At 58.7% G+C, this 21233-nt stretch carries 19 protein-coding genes; 5 read left to right on the plus strand and 14 right to left on the minus strand.

The genetic code is table 11. The features are described 5' to 3' along the window. Positions 1-93 precede the first annotated feature (93 nt). Positions 94-1725 carry an endonuclease/exonuclease/phosphatase family protein gene (locus PbB2_RS11885; protein ID WP_108985540.1) on the plus strand — a complete coding sequence of 544 codons (1632 nt, stop codon included), beginning with the start codon at positions 94-96 and terminating at the stop codon, positions 1723-1725. A 110-nt stretch (positions 1726-1835) separates the two neighbouring features. On the opposite strand, the gene PbB2_RS11890 is transcribed toward PbB2_RS11885, so the two are convergent. From PbB2_RS11890 to PbB2_RS11925, 8 genes are all read right to left on the minus strand, one after another. Then, positions 1836-2681 (minus strand): squalene/phytoene synthase family protein, encoded by an 846-nt coding sequence (locus PbB2_RS11890; protein WP_108985541.1) that lies wholly within the window; start codon positions 2679-2681, stop codon positions 1836-1838. Between the two features lie 102 nt (positions 2682-2783). Then, positions 2784-3404 (minus strand): urate hydroxylase PuuD, encoded by a 621-nt coding sequence (locus PbB2_RS11895; protein ID WP_108985542.1) that lies wholly within the window; start codon positions 3402-3404, stop codon positions 2784-2786. 60 nt (positions 3405-3464) lie between these two features. Further along, complete coding sequence (locus tag PbB2_RS11900; RefSeq protein ID WP_108985543.1) at positions 3465-3866, minus strand: Mth938-like domain-containing protein; 402 nt, start codon at positions 3864-3866, stop codon at positions 3465-3467. A gap of 5 nt (positions 3867-3871) precedes the next feature. Next, positions 3872-4816 carry a protein translocase subunit SecF gene (secF, locus tag PbB2_RS11905; protein WP_108985544.1) on the minus strand — a complete coding sequence of 315 codons (945 nt, stop codon included), beginning with the start codon at positions 4814-4816 and terminating at the stop codon, positions 3872-3874. Between the two features lie 11 nt (positions 4817-4827). Next, a complete protein-coding gene (gene secD, locus PbB2_RS11910; protein WP_108985545.1) occupies positions 4828-6477 on the minus strand; it encodes a protein translocase subunit SecD in 1650 nt (549 codons plus the stop codon). A 59-nt stretch (positions 6478-6536) separates the two neighbouring features. Next, positions 6537-6887, minus strand: a complete 351-nt coding sequence (yajC, locus tag PbB2_RS11915; RefSeq protein WP_108985546.1) for a preprotein translocase subunit YajC — start codon at positions 6885-6887, stop codon at positions 6537-6539. Between the two features lie 200 nt (positions 6888-7087). Beyond that, positions 7088-7639 carry a histidine phosphatase family protein gene (locus tag PbB2_RS11920; protein WP_108985547.1) on the minus strand — a complete coding sequence of 184 codons (552 nt, stop codon included), beginning with the start codon at positions 7637-7639 and terminating at the stop codon, positions 7088-7090. Continuing rightward, positions 7639-8226: a VOC family protein gene (locus PbB2_RS11925; RefSeq protein ID WP_108985548.1), complete on the minus strand. Its 588-nt coding sequence runs from the start codon at positions 8224-8226 to the stop codon at positions 7639-7641. The genes PbB2_RS11920 and PbB2_RS11925 overlap by 1 nt, the downstream gene beginning before the upstream one ends. A 152-nt stretch (positions 8227-8378) precedes the next feature. Between PbB2_RS11925 and PbB2_RS11930 the strand changes: the two genes are divergently transcribed. After that, a complete protein-coding gene (locus tag PbB2_RS11930; protein ID WP_108985549.1) occupies positions 8379-9743 on the plus strand; it encodes an amidohydrolase in 1365 nt (454 codons plus the stop codon). A gap of 3 nt (positions 9744-9746) precedes the next feature. On the opposite strand, the gene PbB2_RS11935 is transcribed toward PbB2_RS11930, so the two are convergent. The 4 genes from PbB2_RS11935 to miaA form a co-directional block, all read right to left on the minus strand. After that, positions 9747-10517: a histidine phosphatase family protein gene (locus tag PbB2_RS11935; RefSeq protein WP_238164994.1), complete on the minus strand. Its 771-nt coding sequence runs from the start codon at positions 10515-10517 to the stop codon at positions 9747-9749. Next, a complete protein-coding gene (locus PbB2_RS11940; RefSeq protein ID WP_108985550.1) occupies positions 10499-11596 on the minus strand; it encodes a CaiB/BaiF CoA transferase family protein in 1098 nt (365 codons plus the stop codon). Before PbB2_RS11940 ends, PbB2_RS11935 begins: the two co-directional genes overlap by 19 nt. 147 nt (positions 11597-11743) lie before the next feature. Beyond that, a complete protein-coding gene (locus PbB2_RS11945; RefSeq protein WP_108985551.1) occupies positions 11744-12424 on the minus strand; it encodes a class I SAM-dependent methyltransferase in 681 nt (226 codons plus the stop codon). Next, on the minus strand, positions 12421-13290 hold the full coding sequence (miaA, locus tag PbB2_RS11950; protein ID WP_108985552.1) for a tRNA (adenosine(37)-N6)-dimethylallyltransferase MiaA: 870 nt from the start codon (positions 13288-13290) through the stop codon (positions 12421-12423). The genes PbB2_RS11945 and miaA overlap by 4 nt, the downstream gene beginning before the upstream one ends. A 58-nt stretch (positions 13291-13348) precedes the next feature. Here miaA and serB point away from each other — a divergent pair, with 58 nt between their 5' ends. Beyond that, complete coding sequence (gene serB / locus PbB2_RS11955) at positions 13349-14227, plus strand: phosphoserine phosphatase SerB (protein WP_108985553.1); 879 nt, start codon at positions 13349-13351, stop codon at positions 14225-14227. An 87-nt stretch (positions 14228-14314) separates the two neighbouring features. Next, positions 14315-15700: an alpha/beta fold hydrolase gene (locus PbB2_RS11960; protein WP_108985554.1), complete on the plus strand. Its 1386-nt coding sequence runs from the start codon at positions 14315-14317 to the stop codon at positions 15698-15700. 17 nt (positions 15701-15717) lie between these two features. On the opposite strand, the gene PbB2_RS11965 is transcribed toward PbB2_RS11960, so the two are convergent. Both PbB2_RS11965 and PbB2_RS11970 read right to left on the minus strand, forming a co-directional pair. After that, on the minus strand, positions 15718-17394 hold the full coding sequence (locus tag PbB2_RS11965; protein WP_108985555.1) for a phosphate ABC transporter substrate-binding/OmpA family protein: 1677 nt from the start codon (positions 17392-17394) through the stop codon (positions 15718-15720). Between the two features lie 179 nt (positions 17395-17573). Beyond that, positions 17574-18932, minus strand: coding sequence for a S1C family serine protease (locus PbB2_RS11970; protein WP_108985556.1), 1359 nt, complete (start codon positions 18930-18932; stop codon positions 17574-17576). Between the two features lie 172 nt (positions 18933-19104). Here PbB2_RS11970 and PbB2_RS11975 point away from each other — a divergent pair, with 172 nt between their 5' ends. Next, positions 19105-21216, plus strand: coding sequence for a TonB-dependent receptor plug domain-containing protein (locus tag PbB2_RS11975; RefSeq protein ID WP_192576313.1), 2112 nt, complete (start codon positions 19105-19107; stop codon positions 21214-21216). The last annotated feature ends 17 nt before the right edge of the window (positions 21217-21233 follow it).

The following is a 21233-nucleotide window of genomic DNA, read 5'->3' on the forward strand; positions in this document are numbered from 1 at the left end:
TTCGGGGCGGGCAGTGTCAGGCATATCTTGCCGGACAAGCGGCTAACCATAGGCGTGCCATCTTGGTTCGGCGGATAAGAGAGTCGGGTATTCATGGTCAAACCGATCTTGCGGCTGGGGCCCGGGCACGAGCCAGATGATGATTATGACCCGCTTCTGGGCAGGACGGTGCGCGAAGATCCCGTCATGAGCCCGCCGCCGCTTACCCGGGCGCTTGACCCTGACCGCAGCGTGTTTGACGAACCAGAGCTCGATCCAGTGATCGAGCCTGTGATGCAAGATGCGCCGGTGATACCCGACACCACGCGTGATGCGCCCGTGACCCCAGCACAACCCAGCCTGTTGGATTGGATGGAAAAATGGTCGACACCAGCAGCAAACCCAGGATCGGCCGAGCCGGCACAGACCGCGCTGTCCGAACCATCGGAAATTGGCGAACCAAACGAGGCTCATGACCATGTTGTCTTTGGCTCTGCGCCGGACAGCGACGTCAATCTAAACACTGACGTGCCAGAAGAAGCGCTGGCGGCGACAAAGGATCACGCCCTCGCGAATGAAGATGTGGCCCCAGACACGAACTGGCATGACGATGACGCCGATTGGGGTGAGGAGTCCGCGCCGACCACGGATCAAACCGTTGGGGACGAGCCCGCGGGTGAACCCGCCGCTGCCCCTGCACCCAAACCAATCTGGCAGAGCCAGCAATCTGATGCAGTGCGGACCGATCGACCAGGTGGCACGTCTGCAACGGCCCGCCGCCGCGCCAACATGCGGCGCAGCCCGACAGGTCGCCGCAAGCACATCCAACGCTTAATGGCGCGGGGGGCTGGAACCATTTTCCTTGCCGTCGCCGTCTTTTTCACCCTCTTGTCTTTTGCAGCCCCGCTTGGTTATCCGTTTGACGCCGCATCCGGCTATCGCTGGTATTGGATTGTGTGTTCAATTGTCGCCACATTGTCTTGGGCTGGCATAAGGGCGCGGGGTTTTGCCATTGTGTCCGGCCTGGTTGCGGCTTTGAACCTTATGGTCATTCTACCGGCCTTGGGTGAGGCTCCCAAGGGTGGTGCTGTGTCTTCGGCTGTGGTCTCGTGGGCCAATCTGCGGGGACAGCCCGACGCCCTTGAGAAAGTTCTGGCCGAGGCAGAACGGCGCAAAGCCAATCTGGTTCTGGTGGGTGAAGCACCTGCCAATCTCAAAGGCCTTGCCGAAACCAAGGGCTGGAGGCTGATTGAGGCACCACTCGCTGGCGACCCGACCAGCATTGGTGTGCTCACGCGGGGGCGCTGGCAATCTGCCACTGTGCCCGGCGAGCCCACGACCATTCGAACCCAAGCAGGTGATCTGACCATTCTTGCAACCCGGCCACCGCCCTCACGCGGGCAGGAGGGTGTGCAAGCCGCGCGTGAGGCCCAACTCAACCGCGCCGCAGTCCGGGCGGGGGATCAAGACGGCCCGGTAGTCGTGTTGGGTGACTTCGGGGTGGCCCCGTGGGACGGCGCGATGCAGCAATTCCAGAATTATGGCAATGTCACGCGGGTCCGCTGTGGCGGTCTGTTGGGCAATACGGTCAGCCAAGGCTTTGGCCTGATTGGTGTGGCCCATGACCATGCTTATGTGCGCGATGTGAAAGTCACCCATTGCCGCTTAGGCCAACCCTTACCCGGCAGCCGCCACCGCGCGATTTATCTCTATCTTTCCCCGCAGGAACCAGGGTCGCCACGATAGCTGGGTTGGGTCCTGCAACCGGGACGGCCGGTTAGTGAGACAAGAGCCCGAAGAAGCGTTTAACCCATGCCGACGAAAATAGTCGCTGATGCGCCTGTTGGACTGCCCCCTCATACACGCTGGCGGGCCACAGCCCAGACCAAACGAAGCTGACGTTCCAGCAAGGGCAAATTCGCCACTTGCCGGAAAGGATCGCCCAAGCGGGTAAAGCGGCGCGCATAAGGCCCGGCAAGCGCCGCAAAGGCGATAGCCGGAAAGGCTTGATCAAAGTCAGCTTGAGCACAGGCTTGATTGGCAGCGCGCCTTGCAGCCAAAACCAGCTGGCAGGCTTGCTCCAAAACAAGAGCAAGGGCGGGACTGGGCTTGCCTGCAAACACCGCTTCCACATCAAGATCCGATTGTGCCTCTGTCGGCAACCAGAGCTGGCGGCGTGCAGTCCAGCGCGGCCACTGGGCCAGCAAGTCCCACACGCGCCACATGATGCCAGTCTGGCGGGCAACCGCGTCGAGCGGCGTGGAAATCGCGGGTGCCCCGGCAATCAGCAAGGCCAGGCGATTGAATGCGCCACAAGTTTGGTCGGCGTGATCGAGAAGCTGATCCCATGTGGCAAAAGGGCTTGGGTCTTGTTCGACGTCAAAACCGTCGATGAAGCTATCAAACCAAACCCGCGGCAGGCTGTGGTGGTGGATCGTTGCCGCCAGCCCTTGGGCGATGGGTTGGGCCCGTACAGGGCGGCTGCCATAAATCTCATCAAGCGCCTCGCGCCACCATTGTAAGCGGATCGCCGCTAGCATCGGCTCTGATACCACAGCACGCGCACGTGCCACTTCATGGCCAAACAGAATGAGACTAATCATGCCAGGTCGGGCTTGGGGAGCCAGAAAACTGGTAGCCAGCGTCTGGTCGGGTGCGACCTGGGCTGCCTGCTCGATCAGGTCAGGACTGAGGTTGATCATGAATGGCTCTCATAAAAGCGGCCCGCACAGAGGCGGGCCGCGGAGAAGATTGGTCGGGGGCTCAAGAGGCCCCCACCCGGTATAAGCTCTGGGCTGTAAACGTCAGCCCCACATGGTCTGGCGCATGCTCATGGCTACCAGCATCGGCAGGGACAAGAGCAAATTGGTGCGCGAGAACAACATGGCCGTGCGGGCAGCCTTTGGCTTGGCTTCAGCAGGCGCATCGACCAGACCCAGCGCGATCTTCTGGTTTGGCCAGATCACGAACCACACATTGATGAACATGATGATGGCCAGCCACATGCCGATCCCGATAAAGACATGGCCGTCATCCAAGGCAAATCCATTGCCGGCATTGAGCGTCAGGGCTTGAACCAGATAGCCGCGTGCCCCGGCCACCAGAATGCCCGTTACGAGGGTGCCAACGGCAGCCCAACGGAACCAGAACAGGGCTTCAGGCGCGATGAACTTGCCGACTGCTGGCTTCAGCTCGTCGGGAATTTTCGGCATGGTGCGGATCTGGACGAAATTGAAGTAATAGAGCAAGCCGATCCACAAGATACCAAAGAAGACATGCAGCCAGCGCATGGCAGCATGGCCCAGCAATTCATGCAGATTGCCAGCCGTATTGTTCGGCTGACCGGCGAAAATCGCGATCAAGGCGATCGCCAGCACGACACTGACGATGACTGTATTCCGGAAGTTAGAAAGAAGTGCGCCCATAAGAACCCCTCGTGTGCTTTGGCATCGATAGGCCCTTATGTAACTTATTTCCCGGCCTTGTCACGCAATTGGCAACATTGCCACTGCAAAGTGGCGCCCTTCGCTGGCCAGATGGTTATAGGTCCGGCAGGCGGCAGGTGTGGCCATCATCTCCAAACCGATGCGCGCATTGGTCAAGTGATCGCGCAGCCCGGGCGGGGGCGGAACCAGATCAGGACCCGAGCCAAACAACACAAACTCAACTTTGCCAGACAGGGCTACAATGGGGGCCAGATAACGGGCTAAGCCATCGCCGTTGAGGTCGCTGAGAGTGCGTGGACCCCAGACTTCAGGTTCATCCGCCAACATGAGAACCGAGCCTTCAATCCGCTTATCCCCTGTCTCCAAGCCAAAGCGGAACCCGCCAGCACCATAAGCCGTAATCAACGGACGACCTTTGCCAGATGACGGCACCAGCAACATCGGACCTAGGGCCGGGCGTCCACGGCGGCCTTGGCAGCAGCCGCCTCGCCCCCACGCTTGGGCGGCCACAACATCAGCACGGGTGCAGCAACATAAATCGACGAATAGGTGCCGATGAACACACCAAACAGCATGATGATGGTGAAGACTTGCATGGTCTCACCGCCGACCACGGTCAGACCCAACAAAGCAAGGAAAGTGGTCAAAGCGGTGATGATGGTGCGCGACAATGTCTCATTGGTCGACAGATCAATGATTTCGCCAAAGTTCATCTTTTTGTATTTGCGCATGTTTTCGCGCATCCGGTCGAACACCACCACAGTGTCATTCATCGAATAGCCGATAATGGTCAATAGGGCTGCAATCGTGGTCAAAGAGAAGTCGAGCTGGGTGACCGACATGAAACCCAAAGTCAGGATGATGTCATGGGCCAAGGCGACGATGGAGCCAAAACCCATCTGCAATTCAAATCGTGTCCAGATGTAGATCACCACCAGAATAATGGCGATACCAAGCGCCAAAGCGCCATTGACCCCCAATTCCTCAGAGACTTTTGGCCCCACAACTTCCACTCGCGGGAAAGTGACGCCGGGCATAATCGAGCGCAATTCGGCCTTAACAGCATCCACAGTGGCCGACGCATCAGCCCCTTCTGGTGGCAGGAAGCGGATCATCGCCTGATTGGGTTCTTGGAAATCCTGAACCCCAACATCGCGCAGGTTCATATTGCCAACCCGCTCGCGCACTTCGGCCAGATTGATCGGCTTGTTCCAAACAGCCTCAACCACGGTGCCACCTTTGAAGTCGATCCCGAAATTCAGGCCGAGGGTAAAGCACGATACCAGCGAGGCAATGCACAGCACCACCGATACAATCGCGGCAGGGATTGAGAACCGGACGAACCCAAACTTGGTGTTTTTCGGGATGATTTTGATAAAGGGCCACTTCATGGTCGTCTTCCTCAGATCGGCAGGCGCTTGGGTTTGACGCGCCAGTACCAGCTTGCGACCAGCACTTGTGTCATCAAGATTGCGGTGAAGAGCGAGGTGACAACCCCGATCGACAAGGTCCAGGCAAAGCCGCGAACGGGGCCTGCGCCGAAATAGAACAGGATGAGGGCAGTCAGAAGCGCGGTCACATTGGCGTCGAGGACGGTCACGATCGCACGTTTGAACCCGGCATCAATGGCCAAAGCGGTTGACCGACCAGCCAATTCTTCTTCCCGCATCCGCTCATAGATCAGCACGTTGGCATCCACCGCCGCACCAATGGTCAGGATCAGGCCTGCGATGCCGGGCAGGGTCAAAGTTGCCCCCACCGCCGTCATAGCAGCAATAATCAGCACCAGATTGATGGCAAGTGCCAAGATCGCGATGCCACCAAAAATGAAGCCATAGGCGAGGATCATAAAGGCAACGATCAACAGCATGGCGATCACGCCAGCCAATGCCCCGGCATTGATTGAATCCCGGCCAAGCTCGGGACCCACCGTGCGTTGCTCCATCACTTTCAGCGGGGCGGGCAGAGCCCCTGCCCGCAGCAAGGTCGCCAGTTCATTGGCGCTTTCAATGGTAAAACTGCCTGTGATCTGGCCGCTGCCACCCAGAATAGGTTCACGAATGGCTGGGGCAGAGAGCACCTTGTCGTCCAGCACAATGGCAAAGCGGCGGCCGACATTGTCAGTCGAGGCCCGACCAAATGCCCGCGACCCGGCCCCGTCAAACTGAAAAGTCACCGAAGGCTCACCCGTGCGCTGGTCAAAGCCCGGATCGGCTTTGGTCAGATTGTCACCCGTCACCAAAGCGCGACGACGCACCAAGACGAATGGCTCATTGGGTTGGCCGGGCTGTGGCAGCAGGACAGAGCCTGGCGGGATCCGGCCTGCAGCGGCCTCTGCTGGCGAAACACTTTCGTCCACCATTTGGAAGGTCAGGCGAGCCGTCTGGCCAACCAGACGCTTCAGCTTCTCAGGATCGCTTTCGCCAGGGGCTTGCACCACGATGCGGTCCACACCCTGACGGGTGATGGCAGGTTCTTTGGTGCCAGTTTCATCAATCCGGCGGCGGATCACCTCGATCGACTGGCTGACCGCCCGGCGTGTCATCGAGACTTTGGCTTCTTCCGTCAGGCGGATTTCCAGCACATTGCCCGGGGTGGTACGAATGTCGAGGTCTGAACCGCTCGAGGTACCCGACAGGCCAATGACTGGGGCAGCAAGGGCTTCAATCCGCTTGCGGGCTTCTGGTACATCTGCAGCATTTTCGATGGTGACACGCACCACATCGCCTTCAGGCGAGAGGCCGCGACCGGAAAACAGGATCGGGGTCTTAGATGCGCCCAATTCGCCGGGACGGCGTTGACCGCGCAATTCGCGTGACAAATCATCTGCCACAGCTTCCAAGCGCGCCTTGTAGACGACTTGGGATTCCACCTCGAACATCAGGTAGGACCCGCCTTGCAAATCGAGGCCGAGATTGACGGTCTTGTTGGGCAGGAAACTTGGCAATCCATCGCGCACCGATTGAGGCAGCGCATTGGGCAATGCAAAGATCAGTCCTAAGAGGGACACAATGAGGACGGCGAGAATTCGCCAGCGCGCAACATGTAACACGTCAATCTAGCCCTTTGGCAACCGCACGCCGGGATCAGCCCGACGTGGGTGGGTCTCACTTAGGATTTGGCATCATTGGCGACAACCGGCTCGCCCTTGCCTTGTACTTGGCTGATGGTGGATTTCACCACACGAACCGCCACATTGGGGGCGATTTCAACTGTGACTTCATCATCGGCCACTTTCGTAACCTTACCCAAAATGCCACCAGATGTGACGACACTATCGCCGCGCCGGATGGCACCGAGCATTTCTGCATGTTGCTTCATCCGCTTTTGCTGTGGGCGGATCAGCAAGAAATAAAAGACCACCAGGATCATCACCAAAGGCAAAAGCTGCATGATGATGACTTCAGGACCGGCGGCCGCTGTGCTGCCGGCAGCTTGTGCATAAGCGGGGGTGGGGAACATCAGAACCTCAAAGATAGGGCCTCAACCAAAATGGTCAGCCGTGGGGATAAATTTGGCCAGACTGGCTGCCCCGATCTGCGAGCATGCAAAGTCTAAGCAAGGCCGCGCGCTTAGCATGTCCGTTGGCCTTGCGGCAATGAAACTTGTCACATAGCTGCGATTTCACAGCGTTTTGAAGCTGTCTGCGATGGCCGGCCCCTTCAGGTCAGCACAATCGCCGCCTCATCCCCCAGTGTTTCCAGACGCAAGCCTTGCCCATCATGACTGAGGATGGTGACGGAGGCATGGCCCGGTTTGAACACAGTGACGCGGTCACTTTGTGTGGCAAGGCCAACGGCGGCGTTGATCGCCACGAAATGGCTGAACACCAGCGTATCTTCCTGCAACGCCAACAAGGCTTGCCCAATTTGATGACGCCAGTCCCGCAGAACCGGGTCGATGATCGCATCCCGCCATGTCCCACTCATCACTTGGGTCAACCAAGACCGCATATCTTCAACCCCCGCCGCCACGTGGATTTCGGCGACGCGGCGCTCGATAAGCGGGGCTTGGGCAAGCCTGCCCGCACTTGGGCCAGCGGTTTCCTGGCAGCGGGCCAAGGGCGATGAGATCAGGTTTCGCGCACCGGTCTGCGCCAACCGGGCAGCGACGGCCTCGGCTTGAGCGTGGCCAAGTGCGGATAAGCCCGGATCGGGATGGGCTCCCCACGTGGCAGCAGGCTCGCCATGCCGGATCAGATAAAGACGTGGCATCAGGGCTTGCTACTTTGGGCCAAATTAGCGGTTTTTTGTGCCGCCGTGCGCGCTGTCCAGGCGGCAATCACCTCGGCGGCACTGGCCGCCTCCTGCGCCATAATCGCATCATGCTGGGCATCTCGACAGGTGATTTCCACATTGATGCCATTGGGATCATAAAAATAGATCGAGTGGACGAAATGATGGTCGATCGGGCCAAAACAGGGAATGCCGGCCGCATCAAGCCTGGCTTTGAAGGCCATCATGGCCTCATGGCTTTCTGCTTCCATGGCAAAGTGCAAGTCCATGCCCCATTTCATCTTGAACTTACCGCTATGGGCACCTTCCGGCACATCGAAGAAAGCGACATAATTGCCATCACCCAGCTCGAAGAAGAGATGCATATAGGGAATCGGTCGGCCTGAGCCGGGCTCTTCTTCGAACACCAGCGCCGCTTTCAACGGCAAGCCCAGAATATCCTCGTAGAATTGACGGGTTTCTTCAGCATCCCGACAGCGGAATGCGCTGTGATGCACCCCCTTCAAGGTCGGTGCCGGCGCCAGCGCCTTGGCTGTATCTGCTGCACGGGCAATATCGATCGCCATAGCCATCTCCCCAAGCCTGCGGGTTTTGTCCCGCCTTTACGGCGCAGTCTAACCCAGATTTGCCCCCCGACCAGTCCGGACACTGCCACGACTGCGCTTCCGGCATGGCCTAAGCAATTGACACCGGGCCCCATCCACATAACGATCTCGTGATGAGCACTGTCCTACCCCTCCGCGCCGCAAGCCTTGTTCTGGCTCTTTCCATGATTTCTGCTGCCAAAGCGCCGAGCCCGGTGGTGACCCCGATCCCGGCCACAGAGATCACGACAGCAGCCGATGCCATCGCTGGGAAAGTCATTGCGTGGCGGCGTGACATCCACGAGCATCCAGAATTATCAAATCGGGAGTTTCGCACCAGCGCGCTGGTAGCCGCTCATTTGAAATCATTGGGTCTTGAGGTGCGGGAAAACGTGGCCAAGACTGGCGTGGTTGGCATTTTGCGCGGTGGCCGTCCGGGCCCTGTTGTGGCGTTGCGGGCCGATATGGATGCTTTGCCTGTGCTGGAAGCGACAGGCCTGCCGTTTGCATCCAAGGCGACCGGGGAATATTTGGGCGCAAAAGTGCCGGTCGCCCATGCCTGCGGCCATGATGCCCATACCGCCATGTTGATGGGCGCGGCAGAGGTTTTGGCCCGGATGAAAGACCGCATCCCCGGCACCATCGTCTTTATCTTTCAGCCCGCAGAAGAAGGCGCACCTCCGGGTGAAAAAGGTGGGGCCTCCTTGATGATTGAAGAAGGCGTGCTGGCAAATCCTGCACCCTCGGCGATATTTGGCCTGCATGTGGCCCCCGGTGTCCCCGGCACCATCCAATATCGCGCTGGCGGCTTTATGGCGGCGGCGGATAAGTTTCAGGTGTTTTTGAAGGGCAAGCAAACCCATGGGGCAGCCCCTTGGGGTGGGATCGACATTATGTCATTGCAAGCCGCCATCATCCAAGACTTCAATCGTCTGGCGGCACGTACGGTGGATGTCACGGCCACGCCGACGGTTATCACCACATCCATGGTTCATGGCGGGGTTCGGCATAATATCATCCCCGATACCGTCGAACTTGGCGGGACATTGCGCACCTTTGATGCCGCTCAGCGCCGCCAGATCAAAGAACGGATGGAACACAGCGTGATGACCCTGGCTGCCGCTTATGGGGCTGAAGGACGCATCGCGTTCAATCTGGGCGACCCCTATGATGGTAGCCGGGTGACCTATAATGACCCAGAACTGGCCCGCGCCATCCTGCCAGTGCTGGAAGAAGCTGCCGGGTCTGGCAAAGTCGATATCAATCGTCCCCCCAAGACCGGCTCGGAAGATTTCTCAGATTATCAGGCCAAAATTCCCGGCGTCTTCTATAATCTGGGGGCCAGCAAGGCCGGTGTGCCCGAGAGCGACTGGGTGATTAATCATGCACCCAATTTCGATATCAACGAAGATATCCTGCCCCTCGGCGTGCGCACCCATGTACTGACCGCGATCCGTTATCTCGAGCGGGGGGCAGTTGGAAAGGGTAAGGGCAGCTAGGCCCTAACCCTCCACCTCATCTTCCAGTTCTGGTGCCGTGAAGATGGCCTCAAAGCTGGTCTGATGCATCCCGGCTTTCAGCCAGCCATATGGGGTGACATTGGTGGCCTTGATGATGCGCCGCTCAATCCGACTGATCGGATTATCGCCTTCTTCGGGTACGAGGTCGAAGTCCAGCACATTGACGCAGGCCAGATCCTGCTCAAACGGCAGCGAGGCTGCAGGCCCTGCCCCGCACATCCAGCCCAGAAGCAGCCGGTTGATGCCCTCATGAGCCACAACCAGGGCACTGGCCCAACCAGGCCGATGCAACAGCGCCTCAATCGCGCTGACAGCGCGCACATATGCATCAGCAAACAATTCCCCGCCTTCAAAAAAGGTCGCCCCCTCTTTGCCGGCCTGCTCGAATGTGAAGGTCAAATAGGCGCTTAATTCCTCGCGCGTGGCAAAGGGAATGAATTTGCCCGAATGCAATTCGGTCAAAGCCGGTTCGTCCTCCAGCACAGGCGGGTTCATATGCTGGGACAAAACAATTTCTGCTGTTTCACGCGTCCGCCGCAAGCCTGAACACATCGCAATGTCGAGGGGCACGTGGGCAAAAGCGGCAGCGGCAGCTTTAGCCTGTTCCTTGCCCAAGGGTGTCAGGCGCGCAATGGTCGGGTCTTGAGCTTTGACCACCTCGCGTGAGCCATAGTCAACATGGCCATGGCGCATCAGATAGATGCGACGCCGCCCCGTGGTTCCCTCTAACGAACTCACGATGTGATCCCCCATTCGGCCAGAATCGCCTCGCCATGTTGACCGGGCTTTGGGGCCACACCCCGGATTGCGCCGGGGGTTTTGGAAAAGCGCGGTGCGGGTGCAGGCTGGGTTACCCCATCAATCTCCACAAAAGTCTGGCGGGCGACATTATGGGGATGTGTGGCGGCCTCCTGCCAATCCAGGACAGGGGCAAAACATACATCCGTGCCTTCCATCAACGCGCACCACTCATCGCGCGTCCGTGTCTTGAAGATGGCGGCAATCTTGTCAGACAGAGCAGGCCAATTGGCCTTATCAAACTGGTTCAGAAAGGCGGGGTCGGTAATCTCAGCCTTCTGCAAGAGCAGGGCATAGAATTGGGGTTCAATTGAACCGATCGACACCCATTTGCCATCGCTTGTTTCATAGCAATCATAAAAATGGGCACCACCATCAAGCATATTGGCATCGCGCTCGTCCTGCCAGATGCCGCTGGCGCGCATGCCCCAGAACATTGAGGTCAGCGACGCGGCCCCATCGGTCATGGCCGCATCAATCACTTGGCCCTCACCGGTAGCGCGGGCGTGGATCACCCCGGCGAGCAAGCCGAACGCCAGATAAAGCGCACCCCCGCCATAATCGCCAATCAGATTAAGCGGCGGGGCCGGTGGCTGGCCTTGCCGCCCTGTTGCCCACAAGGCCCCTGTCAACGCGATATAATTGAGGTCATGACCGGCAGCCTTAGCCAAGGGGCCGAATTGGCCCCATCCCGTCATGCGACCATAAACCAGCCGCGGATTGCGGGCGAGCACGACATCAGGCCCAAGGCCCAGCTTTTCCAGCACGCCAGGACGATAACCCTCGATCAAGGCATCGGCCTTTTCCAAAAGCTTGAGGCAGGTCTCAACATCCTTAGGGTCTTTCAAATCAAGGCTGATTGAGCGCCGCCCCCGGCCTGTGACGTCTTTGGCACCACCGCCTGAGCGGGAGCGTGGCCCATCAATCCGGATCACATCAGCCCCGAGGTCAGACAGCAACATGCCGCAGAACGGGCCGGGACCAATGGCCTCAAACTCAACCACTCTGACACCGCTTAACGGACCTGACATGATGAAACCTCCTGAGCATTGGGGGGCGGGCCGCTGCCTACCCTGATTTTTCTAGGTGCGATCTGAGCGTCTGTCGAAAGCCCGATCTGTGGCAGTGTGTTGAAACAATGCGGGCCAAAGCGCAAGCGCGCCGTCTGCAGCAGCGGGGCCTCAGCCGCGTGGCGTTAAGGTCCAATCCACCAACCAAGGCCAGTCTGCCCCGCGCCGGGTGATTTTGTGGGGGGCATCTGGGCCGAAATCCCGCCCGACCCATTCTCGAACATGCTGAACCATGAGGCCAGCGGCCTGAAACGCACCCAAAAAGTCCGCAAAGCGATGGGAAAAGGTCGGCATGGTGATGTCCTCGCCCGCCTCTGTCCGAAAATGGGCGGCGATGCCCTGTAACGAGATGAACGGATGGATTTCCACGATGCGAATGGTCGCCAATGGGCGGGCTACCCGCCGCGCCGCCCTCAAGGGCGCGACCAGATCGCCCACATGTTCGAGCGTCAGACAAAACAGAATATGGTCAAAGCTTGCCGTGTTGAGTGGCACGTCAGCCTGCATGTCTGCCTGAAAGAGCCGGGCCTGCGGGCAGGTCTTATGCGCCTGTGCCAGCATGGCTGCAGAAGCGTCAAAGCCCACAACCTCACGCGCGCCTGCGCCCAAAAATGCTGCAAGATTACGCCCGGTCCCGCAGCCGAATTCAAGGCAATCCTTGCCGCCGACACTGGCCCCGTCAGTGGCTAGTGCGCGGCTTGCAGCAAACACCATCGGATTGTCATAGCTGTCATAGGTCGCCGCCCACGCATCATAGGCAGCAGCAACAGAAAGATGGGTTTTCCCGCTCATACCGGGATCACTTTCCAATCTGCGGCACGATTACGGATCCACGTCATTTGCCGCTTGGCATAATGCCGGCTGTCAAGGATAGAGCGTGCCACCGCTTGGTCGAGGCCTATCCGGCCTTCGAAAAAGTCGATGAGTCCCGGCATGCCGACGGCCTTCATCACGGGCAAATCCGGGTCAAGGCCGCGTTCATAGAGCCGATGGGCCTCTTCCAGGCCGCCTGTCTCCATCATTTTCTCAAAGCGGGCTTCAATCCGGGCATAAAGCACATCGCGCTCTGGCATCAAGGCAATGCCTTCCCACGTCCCGGGGGCGAGAATGGGCGGCTGGGGGTCTTTGTGCCAGTCCGACAAGCTCCTGCCCGTGGCCTCAAACACTTCTAAGGCGCGGGCGATGCGCACAGCATCGCGCGGCTCAATCCGACGGGCTGCCTCGGGGTCAATCTGCTTAAGGCGGGCGTGCGCGGCACGTGTGTCTGCCCCCACTGCCCGGCGGGTTGCTGCCCGCACATCGGCAGGCACCGGTGGAGTGGGTACCAAGCCTTGGGTTAAAGCATGCGCATAAAGACCGGTGCCGCCCACCAAAATGGGTCTGCGGCCGCGCGCTTGGATGGCATGTATGGCGGCTTGTGCATCAGCGAGCCAGCTGCCAGTGGAATAAGTCTCTGCCCCATCAATGTGGCCGAACATGTGATGGGGTGCTGCTGCAAGCTCTTGAGCATCAGGACGTGCTGTCAAAACCGACAGATCACGATAGACCTGCATCGAGTCCATATTGACCACTTCGCCATTGTGCTTGATTGCAGCACCAATCGCATAGGCGGTCTTGCCCGATGCGGTCGGGCCAAGAATAAGGAGGGGGGTCTGCATGGCCTTCCTCTAGCTCAACTTACACCCTCGCGCCATGCTTTGAGTGTGCAGGTCAATCATGGAGACGAATGTGCCATCCCTCGTATTGGTCAGCCCCAGTGGCGAAAAAGTGCTTGAAGAAGCAGTGGCGCGCCTTGAGGCCCTTTGGGGAGACATGGCCATCTCAACCATCGAAGCGGGGGAAGCCGTTCACCTGTCCGCAGCAACCGGGGATGTGGAAGAGGCCATTTCCTGGCTTCAGGGCCTGCCGCTTGATGTTTCCACCAAGGCACCGATGCGCATGGGTCTGGTGGTGGCAGACATGGATTCAACCATTATCGGCTGTGAATGTCTGGATGAGCTGGCTGATTTTGCTGGCAAGAAGGCCGAAGTCTCAGCCATTACTGAGCGTGCCATGGCCGGAGAGCTTGATTTTGAAGGGGCGCTGACCGCCCGTGTCGCCATGTTGGCAGGCTTGCCTCTTACCGCACTTGAAGACTGCTATCACGCGCGGGTTAGGCTTAATCCGGGCGCAGAAATCTTTATCAAGACCATGGCGCATCTGGGGGCCCAGTGCGCTTTGGTTTCTGGGGGCTTCACCTTTTTCACCAGCCGCGTCGCCGCCGCTGCAGGCTTTCATAGCCAGCGCGCCAATCGCCTGATTGATGACGGCACACATCTGACCGGGCAGGTCGGCCAGCCGATTTTGGGCAAAGAAGCCAAGCTTGCCGCCCTTAAAGAGGATGCTGCCCGCCTCAAACTGCCGCTGACCCATACATTGGCGATTGGCGATGGAGCCAATGATCTGATGATGATCGAGGCCGCTGGTCTGGGGATTGCTTATTATGCCAAGCCGATTGTGGCCGCACGTGCACCGGCGCGCATCGACCATGGCAGTCTGGAAAGCGCCCTTTTCTTCCAAGGCATCTCTCGCAATGCCTTCGTGCGCCCGGCCTGAGCCGGAATTCTTACCCCGAATTCATTTGTGTCTGTCGCCCATTACCTTTTAGTGAGCGGCAGGGATTTGACGCAGGGAGATTGGGCAATGCGCAAACTTTTGTTGGCTACGATTTTTGTATCAGGGCTTCCGACTTTAGCTGCGACGACAGCACTGGCAGCAACCACCAAGACAGAAGAATTGGTGCGTCGGGGCGCGCTGGGTGTTGCGCTCGAAGCCACAGCCCAAGGGCCGCGCGTGACCCAAGTGACCGCCCAATCAACCGCAGCTCAGGCAGGCATTACCCCGGGCGATGTGATCACTGCGGTCAACGGCAAGCCCACGCCGACCAATGCTGATCTCGCCGCTGCTGCTGGCCAGCTGCGTGCAGGTGAAACTGCAAGCATCACAATCAAACGCGGTGAAACCAGCCAAACCGTATCGGCAAAGGCAGTCGCACGGCCCCTGGAAGCCATACCTGGAGCCGATGTGCGCTATGGCACCGTGGCTTTTCAGAATGGGCGCTTGCGCGATATTTTGGTCTTGCCGCAAAAGCCCGCCCCACAGGCACCTGTTGTCTTCCTGATCCAAGGTTATGGCTGCGGCAGTGTGGAAGGCCCGCCCACCCATCCTTATCACCTGCTGGCCAAGACCTTGGCCGAAGTCGGCATCGGGTCCTATCGGATTGAAAAGGCCAGTATGGGGGACAGTATCAATCCGGTCCATTGCTTGCAGACTGATTTTACAACCGAAGTTGCGGCCTTTGAGGCAGGCTATAAGGCTCTGATCGAGGACCGTGGTATCGCCCCCGATCGCATCATCATTCTGGGCCATTCAATGGGAGGCATCCAAGCCCCATTGGTGGCCGCCAAAGGGCCTGCACCGCGCGGCGTCATGGTCTATGGGACAGCCCTGCGCAATTGGCAGGACTACATGCAGGAATTGTTTGCGATGCAGGGCTTCCTGTCAGCCAAGACCGATCCGGCCGAGGGTGAACAGGCTGCCAAGGCACTGCGCCCCTTGATGCAGCGCATCTTCAATGAAGATGTCAGCCTCAAGACAATCGCCAGCGAAAACCCCAACCACGAGGCCATGCTGCGCTCTGCGCTGCAATGGGATGGCGATGATCAGATTCTAGGACGCAACCTCGCCTATTGGCGCGGCGTTGCAGCTCAAGATACAGTGGCAGCTTGGCGCGACACCAAGGCTCCAGTTCTGGCGATTTATGGTGAGGCAGACTTTGCCGCCATTGATGAGCGCGACCATCAACGTATTGTCGATGTGGTCAATTTCTATCGCCCCGGCACGGCAACTTACCGCTTCCTGCCATTGACCGGCCACGGCTTTGATCTGCAGGCCAGTCGCGCTGAGGTTCGTGAAGCCAATCAAGCAGGCAAGCCTGTGACCACATCACCTTACAATCCAGAACTGACCCGCCTGATGGCAGAATGGATCAACCAATTGCCCACGAAGCCAGCCAGCAGCGGCGGCTAAGTCAGATCGCGGCTTCCTTAGCCCTTTGGCACCGGCTCTCCCTCGACCGGCGGTCGAGGGGCCCCCAAGCGGACACCGGCCGGAATGCCACGCTTGCCGGAATCAGCCTCTGAACCGACGGTGATCAGCGGACAGGCTGGCGGCGAACACAGCCACACCTCGACGCGCCGATTGCGGGTTCGTCCCCGCTCGTCAGAATTAGACCCGACTGGCAGTGCTTCCCCATAGGCCCGCACCAGACCCGGCGTCACCCCAAGGCCTTGCAGAGCCAAGGCCACTGTCTCGGCGCGCGATTGGGCCAAACCAATATTGGTTGGACCTGCCCCAACATTGTCCGCAAACCCCAAGATGGCGATGCGGCGTTTGTCGACTTGGTTTTTGTTGAGGAAAGCGACCAGCCGCTTCATATCTTCTTCCGCGCGGGAATCAGGCTCGTTGGTTCCCTCATAGAAGCGGATGTCGAAATTCATCCGCTCAGCAAAGCGGGAGAAGCGTCGATAGTCTGAGGGTGCATCCGGTGGGCTTAACACGCGAACCGCATTCAGCCGCAAGGGGGTCAAACCCAAACGCGCGACCACTTCCTGACCCTGCGGAGAGGCCGCAAAATCTGCAAAATCACGCACATTGGGATCAACCCCTGAGGTGCCGACATAAAGATAAAGTCGATGGGTAAAGGGATAGGTTTCGGTCGCAATCGAAAAATCATCCGCCCCCACAGAACGCGCGCCCCGCTCGTTCAACATCAATGTCTTTACACCATTGCCAACCCGGCGGGTGATACCAATGGCGTTCTCGTCACGGCTGACCGCATCAGAAACCCACAGGGAATCGGTAAAGAATGCAGCTGTATCTGGGGCTTCCCGGTCGCCGAGCAAGCGCCCCGTTGGACCCGCATCATGGTCTGCGCCCAAATCCTCAAGCTTGATATTGATCCGCCCGCTGGCATCCTTCGACACTTGCTTCCAATCGCTGATTTCGCCGGTGAGGATGCGGGACAGGGTTTCGGTGTCGATCCGATTGAGCGGATTATTGCGGTTGACGATCACCAGACTGGCATCCAGCCCGATGACTTTCTCGCTGGCAGCCTTGGTCAGATTACCGAGCGCGGAAAGCCGATCCGCTTCGCTCGCCAGAACCTGACGGCTCGACATAACGGCCTCAACACGTTGTTGGGTTAAGGCCTCAAAGCCACCATGGGACGAGCCCATACCAATCAAAATCCGTGACGTTTTGCCACCGCGCGATCCAGAAATCTCGATAACTTTGTCTTGGGAGGATATTTTAATAGCACCAAAGCCACGCGCCCGCATCCAAGCCGAAACCAGATCGCTCATCAGGCCAGGACCCATGCTGGCTGACCCACCGATGCGGAACAAAACGTCCGCCGGCTTGGGTTGTCCGGGGGCAAAGCCTTCCACCACAGGGATTTGGCCTTCATCTTGGGCGGCAACGCCCCGACCTTCGACCTGAAACACCCATGACATATAGAATAGGACCAAAAGACCGACCACGATCACTGCACTGGTGACGGCCATCATCCATTCAAGCACACCAAGCTTGGGCAGCCGAAAACCGGCCGCTGCCCGCTTGGACCGGGTCACAGGCTGGGGCTTAGGTTTGCGAGCCCGGACCGGGGGTTCAGGATTGATGACCTTATCCCAATCATAAGGCACCTCGTCACGGCCACCTGCCATCCTGACTTCCTCAGCTCGTGTGTCACTGACCGCGCTTTGTTCATGGTGAACCTGGCTGCGCACCCAGATCGTGAAAATTGGGTCCGAAGGTGGCGACTTATCGATCCGAATAAGCCCCGCAGACCTGTGCCTCAGCGATACTGGAGGCGGTTCAAAACGTCCAGCTTTCGCGCATGATTCTAGCGGGTGGGCCGCAGCGCACGATAGATGGATTGCCCATCACGGTACAGGCGTACCACAACAGCATCGCGCTTGCGGGCGGCAGCCTCCAAAGCGGCGCGCGCATCTTGCGGCGACGTGACCGCCCTGCCCTGCACTTCGATCAAGCCATCACCTGGACGAATTTGATCCTTGCCGGGGCCAAAAGGATCAAGTGCGCTGATCACCACGCGCACATTGGCTGGCAGCTTGCTGCGATCAGCGGGGGCTGCCGCGCGCAACACAAGGCCCAAGGCCGTCACAGTCGGGCTTGCCACGCCGCGCGGTGGACGCGCCTCTGCGGGAGGTTGACCGACCACCAGATTGGCGAAAATCGCCTGACGACCGCGAAAGCCTTGCAACCGAACCCGCGTGCCTGCTTTGGTCCCCGCAACAAAACGGGCCAAGGCGCGTGGGTCGGTAACCGGCTGGCCATTCCAACTCTGGATCCGGTCTCCCAGCCGCAATCCGGCCCGGGCGGCAGGCGAATTCGGAGCCACATCAGCAACCACCACGCCATTCTGACCATTGCCGCCTTCTGCCGCGCTCAACAAGCGCGCGCGCACCCCGATCCAACCACGCTGCACGCTGCCATTGGCCAAAATATCGGCCACAACTTGCCGAGCCAAATTAGACGGGACGGCAAAGCCAACTCCAACTGAACCACCCTGGGTCCCGCCGGGCGAGACAATGGCGGTGTTCACGCCGATAACTTCGCCGCGCGCATTGAAGAGAGGTCCCCCGGAATTGCCCCGGTTGATGGCAGCATCAGTCTGGAGGAAATCGTCATAGCGGCCTGCTTGCAGGTCACGATTGCGCGCTGAGATCACCCCGACAGATAAGGAATTGCCCAGCCCGAACGGGCTGCCAATAGCAATGGCCCAATCACCAACGCGCGCGGTGTCACTATTGCCCCATGCCACACTCGCCAGACGCTGCGTGCCGACAACGCGCAGCACCGCCAAATCCGTCTCGCTATCGCGCCCAACCAAATTGGCCGCCAAAGTCGTCCCGTCGACCAGAATAATCTCGAATTGATCATTGCCTTCGATCACGTGATTATTGGTAACCACCACGCCGCGCGGATCTATGACAAATCCTGACCCGGTTGAACTGCCTGCGGCATTGGCATGGATCTGATCGCGTGGGGCCCCCGGAATGAGACGCTTGGCCCTTATTCCCACCACCGCAGGCTGCAGCCTGGCCGACAAGTCTGCAAAGCCATTGGAGAACCCACTGCCAGCATTGGCAACTGGCGGCGCCATGATCGGCCCGGTCGCAACCAAGCCAAAACCGATGACGCCGATCCAGAAGCCAGCAATAAGGTGCGTTATTCTCATAACGCAGGACTTAGCCCCTCTGGCCGAATTGGGAAAGTAACTTCACGCCTCAAAACCGGCGCAATCGCACAAGTGCCTTGATTAAAAATGCTTCATGACATCCTTTTCACGGGTATTTGAGCGCAAGATCGCCGATACAGACTGCCAGTTATTTCAGGGCAGGGACAAACCCATGGCAATTCTTCACCAGCGCGCATTGATGTGTAGCGTCGCGCCATTCATCTGTTTTTCCGGGGTTGGTATTGCCACAGCGCATGCGCAAAACCTGCCCGGCAATAAGCCCGCCCAAAGTGCGGTTGCAGCCAATGCTTTGCCTGAGTTGGTCAATGGCAAGCGGGTTTTCCTGCCTGCTTATTTTGCTGACATCACCCCCCAGACCGCCGCGGATATGGTCAATCGACTGCCCGGATTTAGCATTGATGATGGCGAGTCGGTCCGCGGCTTCGGGGCCACGGCAGGCAATGTGTTGATCGATGGCGCGCGCCCGACCAGCAAGAATGAAGGCCTTTACAGCATCCTCAACCGCATTCCCGCCGCCAATGTTGCCCAGGTGGAATTGCTGGAAGGAGCCGCAGCAGGTGCCCTTGCCCCGGGCAAGAGCTTGGTGGTCAATGTTGTCCGCAAAGAGGATGCAAAGGCAAGCGGGAAATGGGAAGTACAAGCGACTGGCCTGTCGAGCGGTCGCATAAGGCCCAAGCTGGATGTTTCTTATACCAACAAGATCGCTGGCTTTTCCATTACAACAGGCCTGCAAGCCGAAGTGGAAAATGCCGACAATTTTGTCGGCTTTGAAGGCATCCGTAGTCCTGATGGTACCTTCCTCGAAAGCGGGCCGAACGATGACCGCCGCCGGTCGAAATATGCTCAAGCCACATTGGCAATAGATGGCAAAATGGGGGAGGCTAAAGTCAATCTCAATGCCAGCTATCTTGAAGGCCGCTTCCACCGCAATTGGGTTCACGCCGCCTATTTTCCGGCCGCCACCCTTCCCTTCCGCATTGATGAAGGCAGAGAGGCTAACCAGACACAACGCTGGGAAATTGGCGGGGATGTGGAACGCACTTTGGCGGGTTGGACGGGAAAACTGGCCCTATTGGTGAAGGGTAGCCACGATGACGACTTATCACTGGCCGGGTTCAACCGCGTTAACCAGCCCCGCACTTTTGGGCGCTTTATCTCCTCCTCAGAGACATCCGAACAGGTGGCGCGGGCGACCTTCAAGCGTAAATTCGGAGCCCATCAGATCGAAACCGGCGGTGAAATCGCCCACAATCGCTTGGATTTCACGGGTCAATACTCGCAAGGTGACGGCATCATTTATGTCGTGCGCCCGAGTGATATCTCCTCAACCGAAGTTTCTGAAAACCGCAAAGAGGCCTTTATCAGCGATTCTTGGACCATCTCACCCAAGCTGACACTGGAATCGACCCTGACGGGGGAGTGGTCCACCATTGAACAGACCGGACCTTCTGGAAAGACGCGTTCGTTCTTTTATCCCAAGCCTCGCATCAAGGCGGCCTGGAAGCCACAAGATGGCTGGACCTATCGGGTGGAAGTAGAACGCAGTGTCGGCCAGCTCGACTTCGGGGCTTTTGCAGATTCTGCCTCGGTTGGTGACAACAACCAAAACAGCGGCAATCCGGAATTGCGGCCAGAACAAGTGTGGTCGGGCTTGATCGGGGTCGAGCGGCGCTGGGGCAAACGCGGTGTGATCAACGCCTCGCTGGTCCAGGAATCATTTGAAGATCAGCTCACGCTGGTCCCAACCCGCAATGGCGGGGTGGCGCTGGGCAATGTGCCGACAGCGCAACGCTGGGGCTATAATCTGTCTTGGACCATTCCTTTGGAGGCCCTGCTGCACGGTCTTGAGTTTGAGGGCAATTACCGCTGGCGGGATTCTGAATTGACCGATCCCATTACCCAAAAGCCGCGTCCTTTCTCGGGTTGGGACGGTCGCAGCCTCAACACCAATATCACCTATGAGTTGCCGAAGAAGAAGTTACGCATGGGGGCTTGGCTGTGGCGAGGCGACAACAATACCGACTATCGCCCCGATCAGGAGTTTCATTGGGCCGCAGTCCAAGCCTGGGGCGGGTGGATCGAAACCAAGGCCTATAAGAACCTCAGTATTGAGTTTGGCTTTGAAGATCCCAATGGCAATCGGTTCACGCGTGTGCGCACCGACTACAGCCCGGATCGGCGGTCAGGCATTATCAGCCGCACCCAATATCGGGAACGCTCAAAGGACGGGATCTGGTACATTCTGGTGAAAGGCCCGTTCTGATCCCGTCCAAAGGGGTT

Origin of the sequence: Candidatus Phycosocius bacilliformis (genome assembly GCF_003112735.1) — a bacterium.
GTDB lineage: Bacteria > Pseudomonadota > Alphaproteobacteria > Caulobacterales > Aquidulcibacteraceae > Aquidulcibacter > Aquidulcibacter bacilliformis.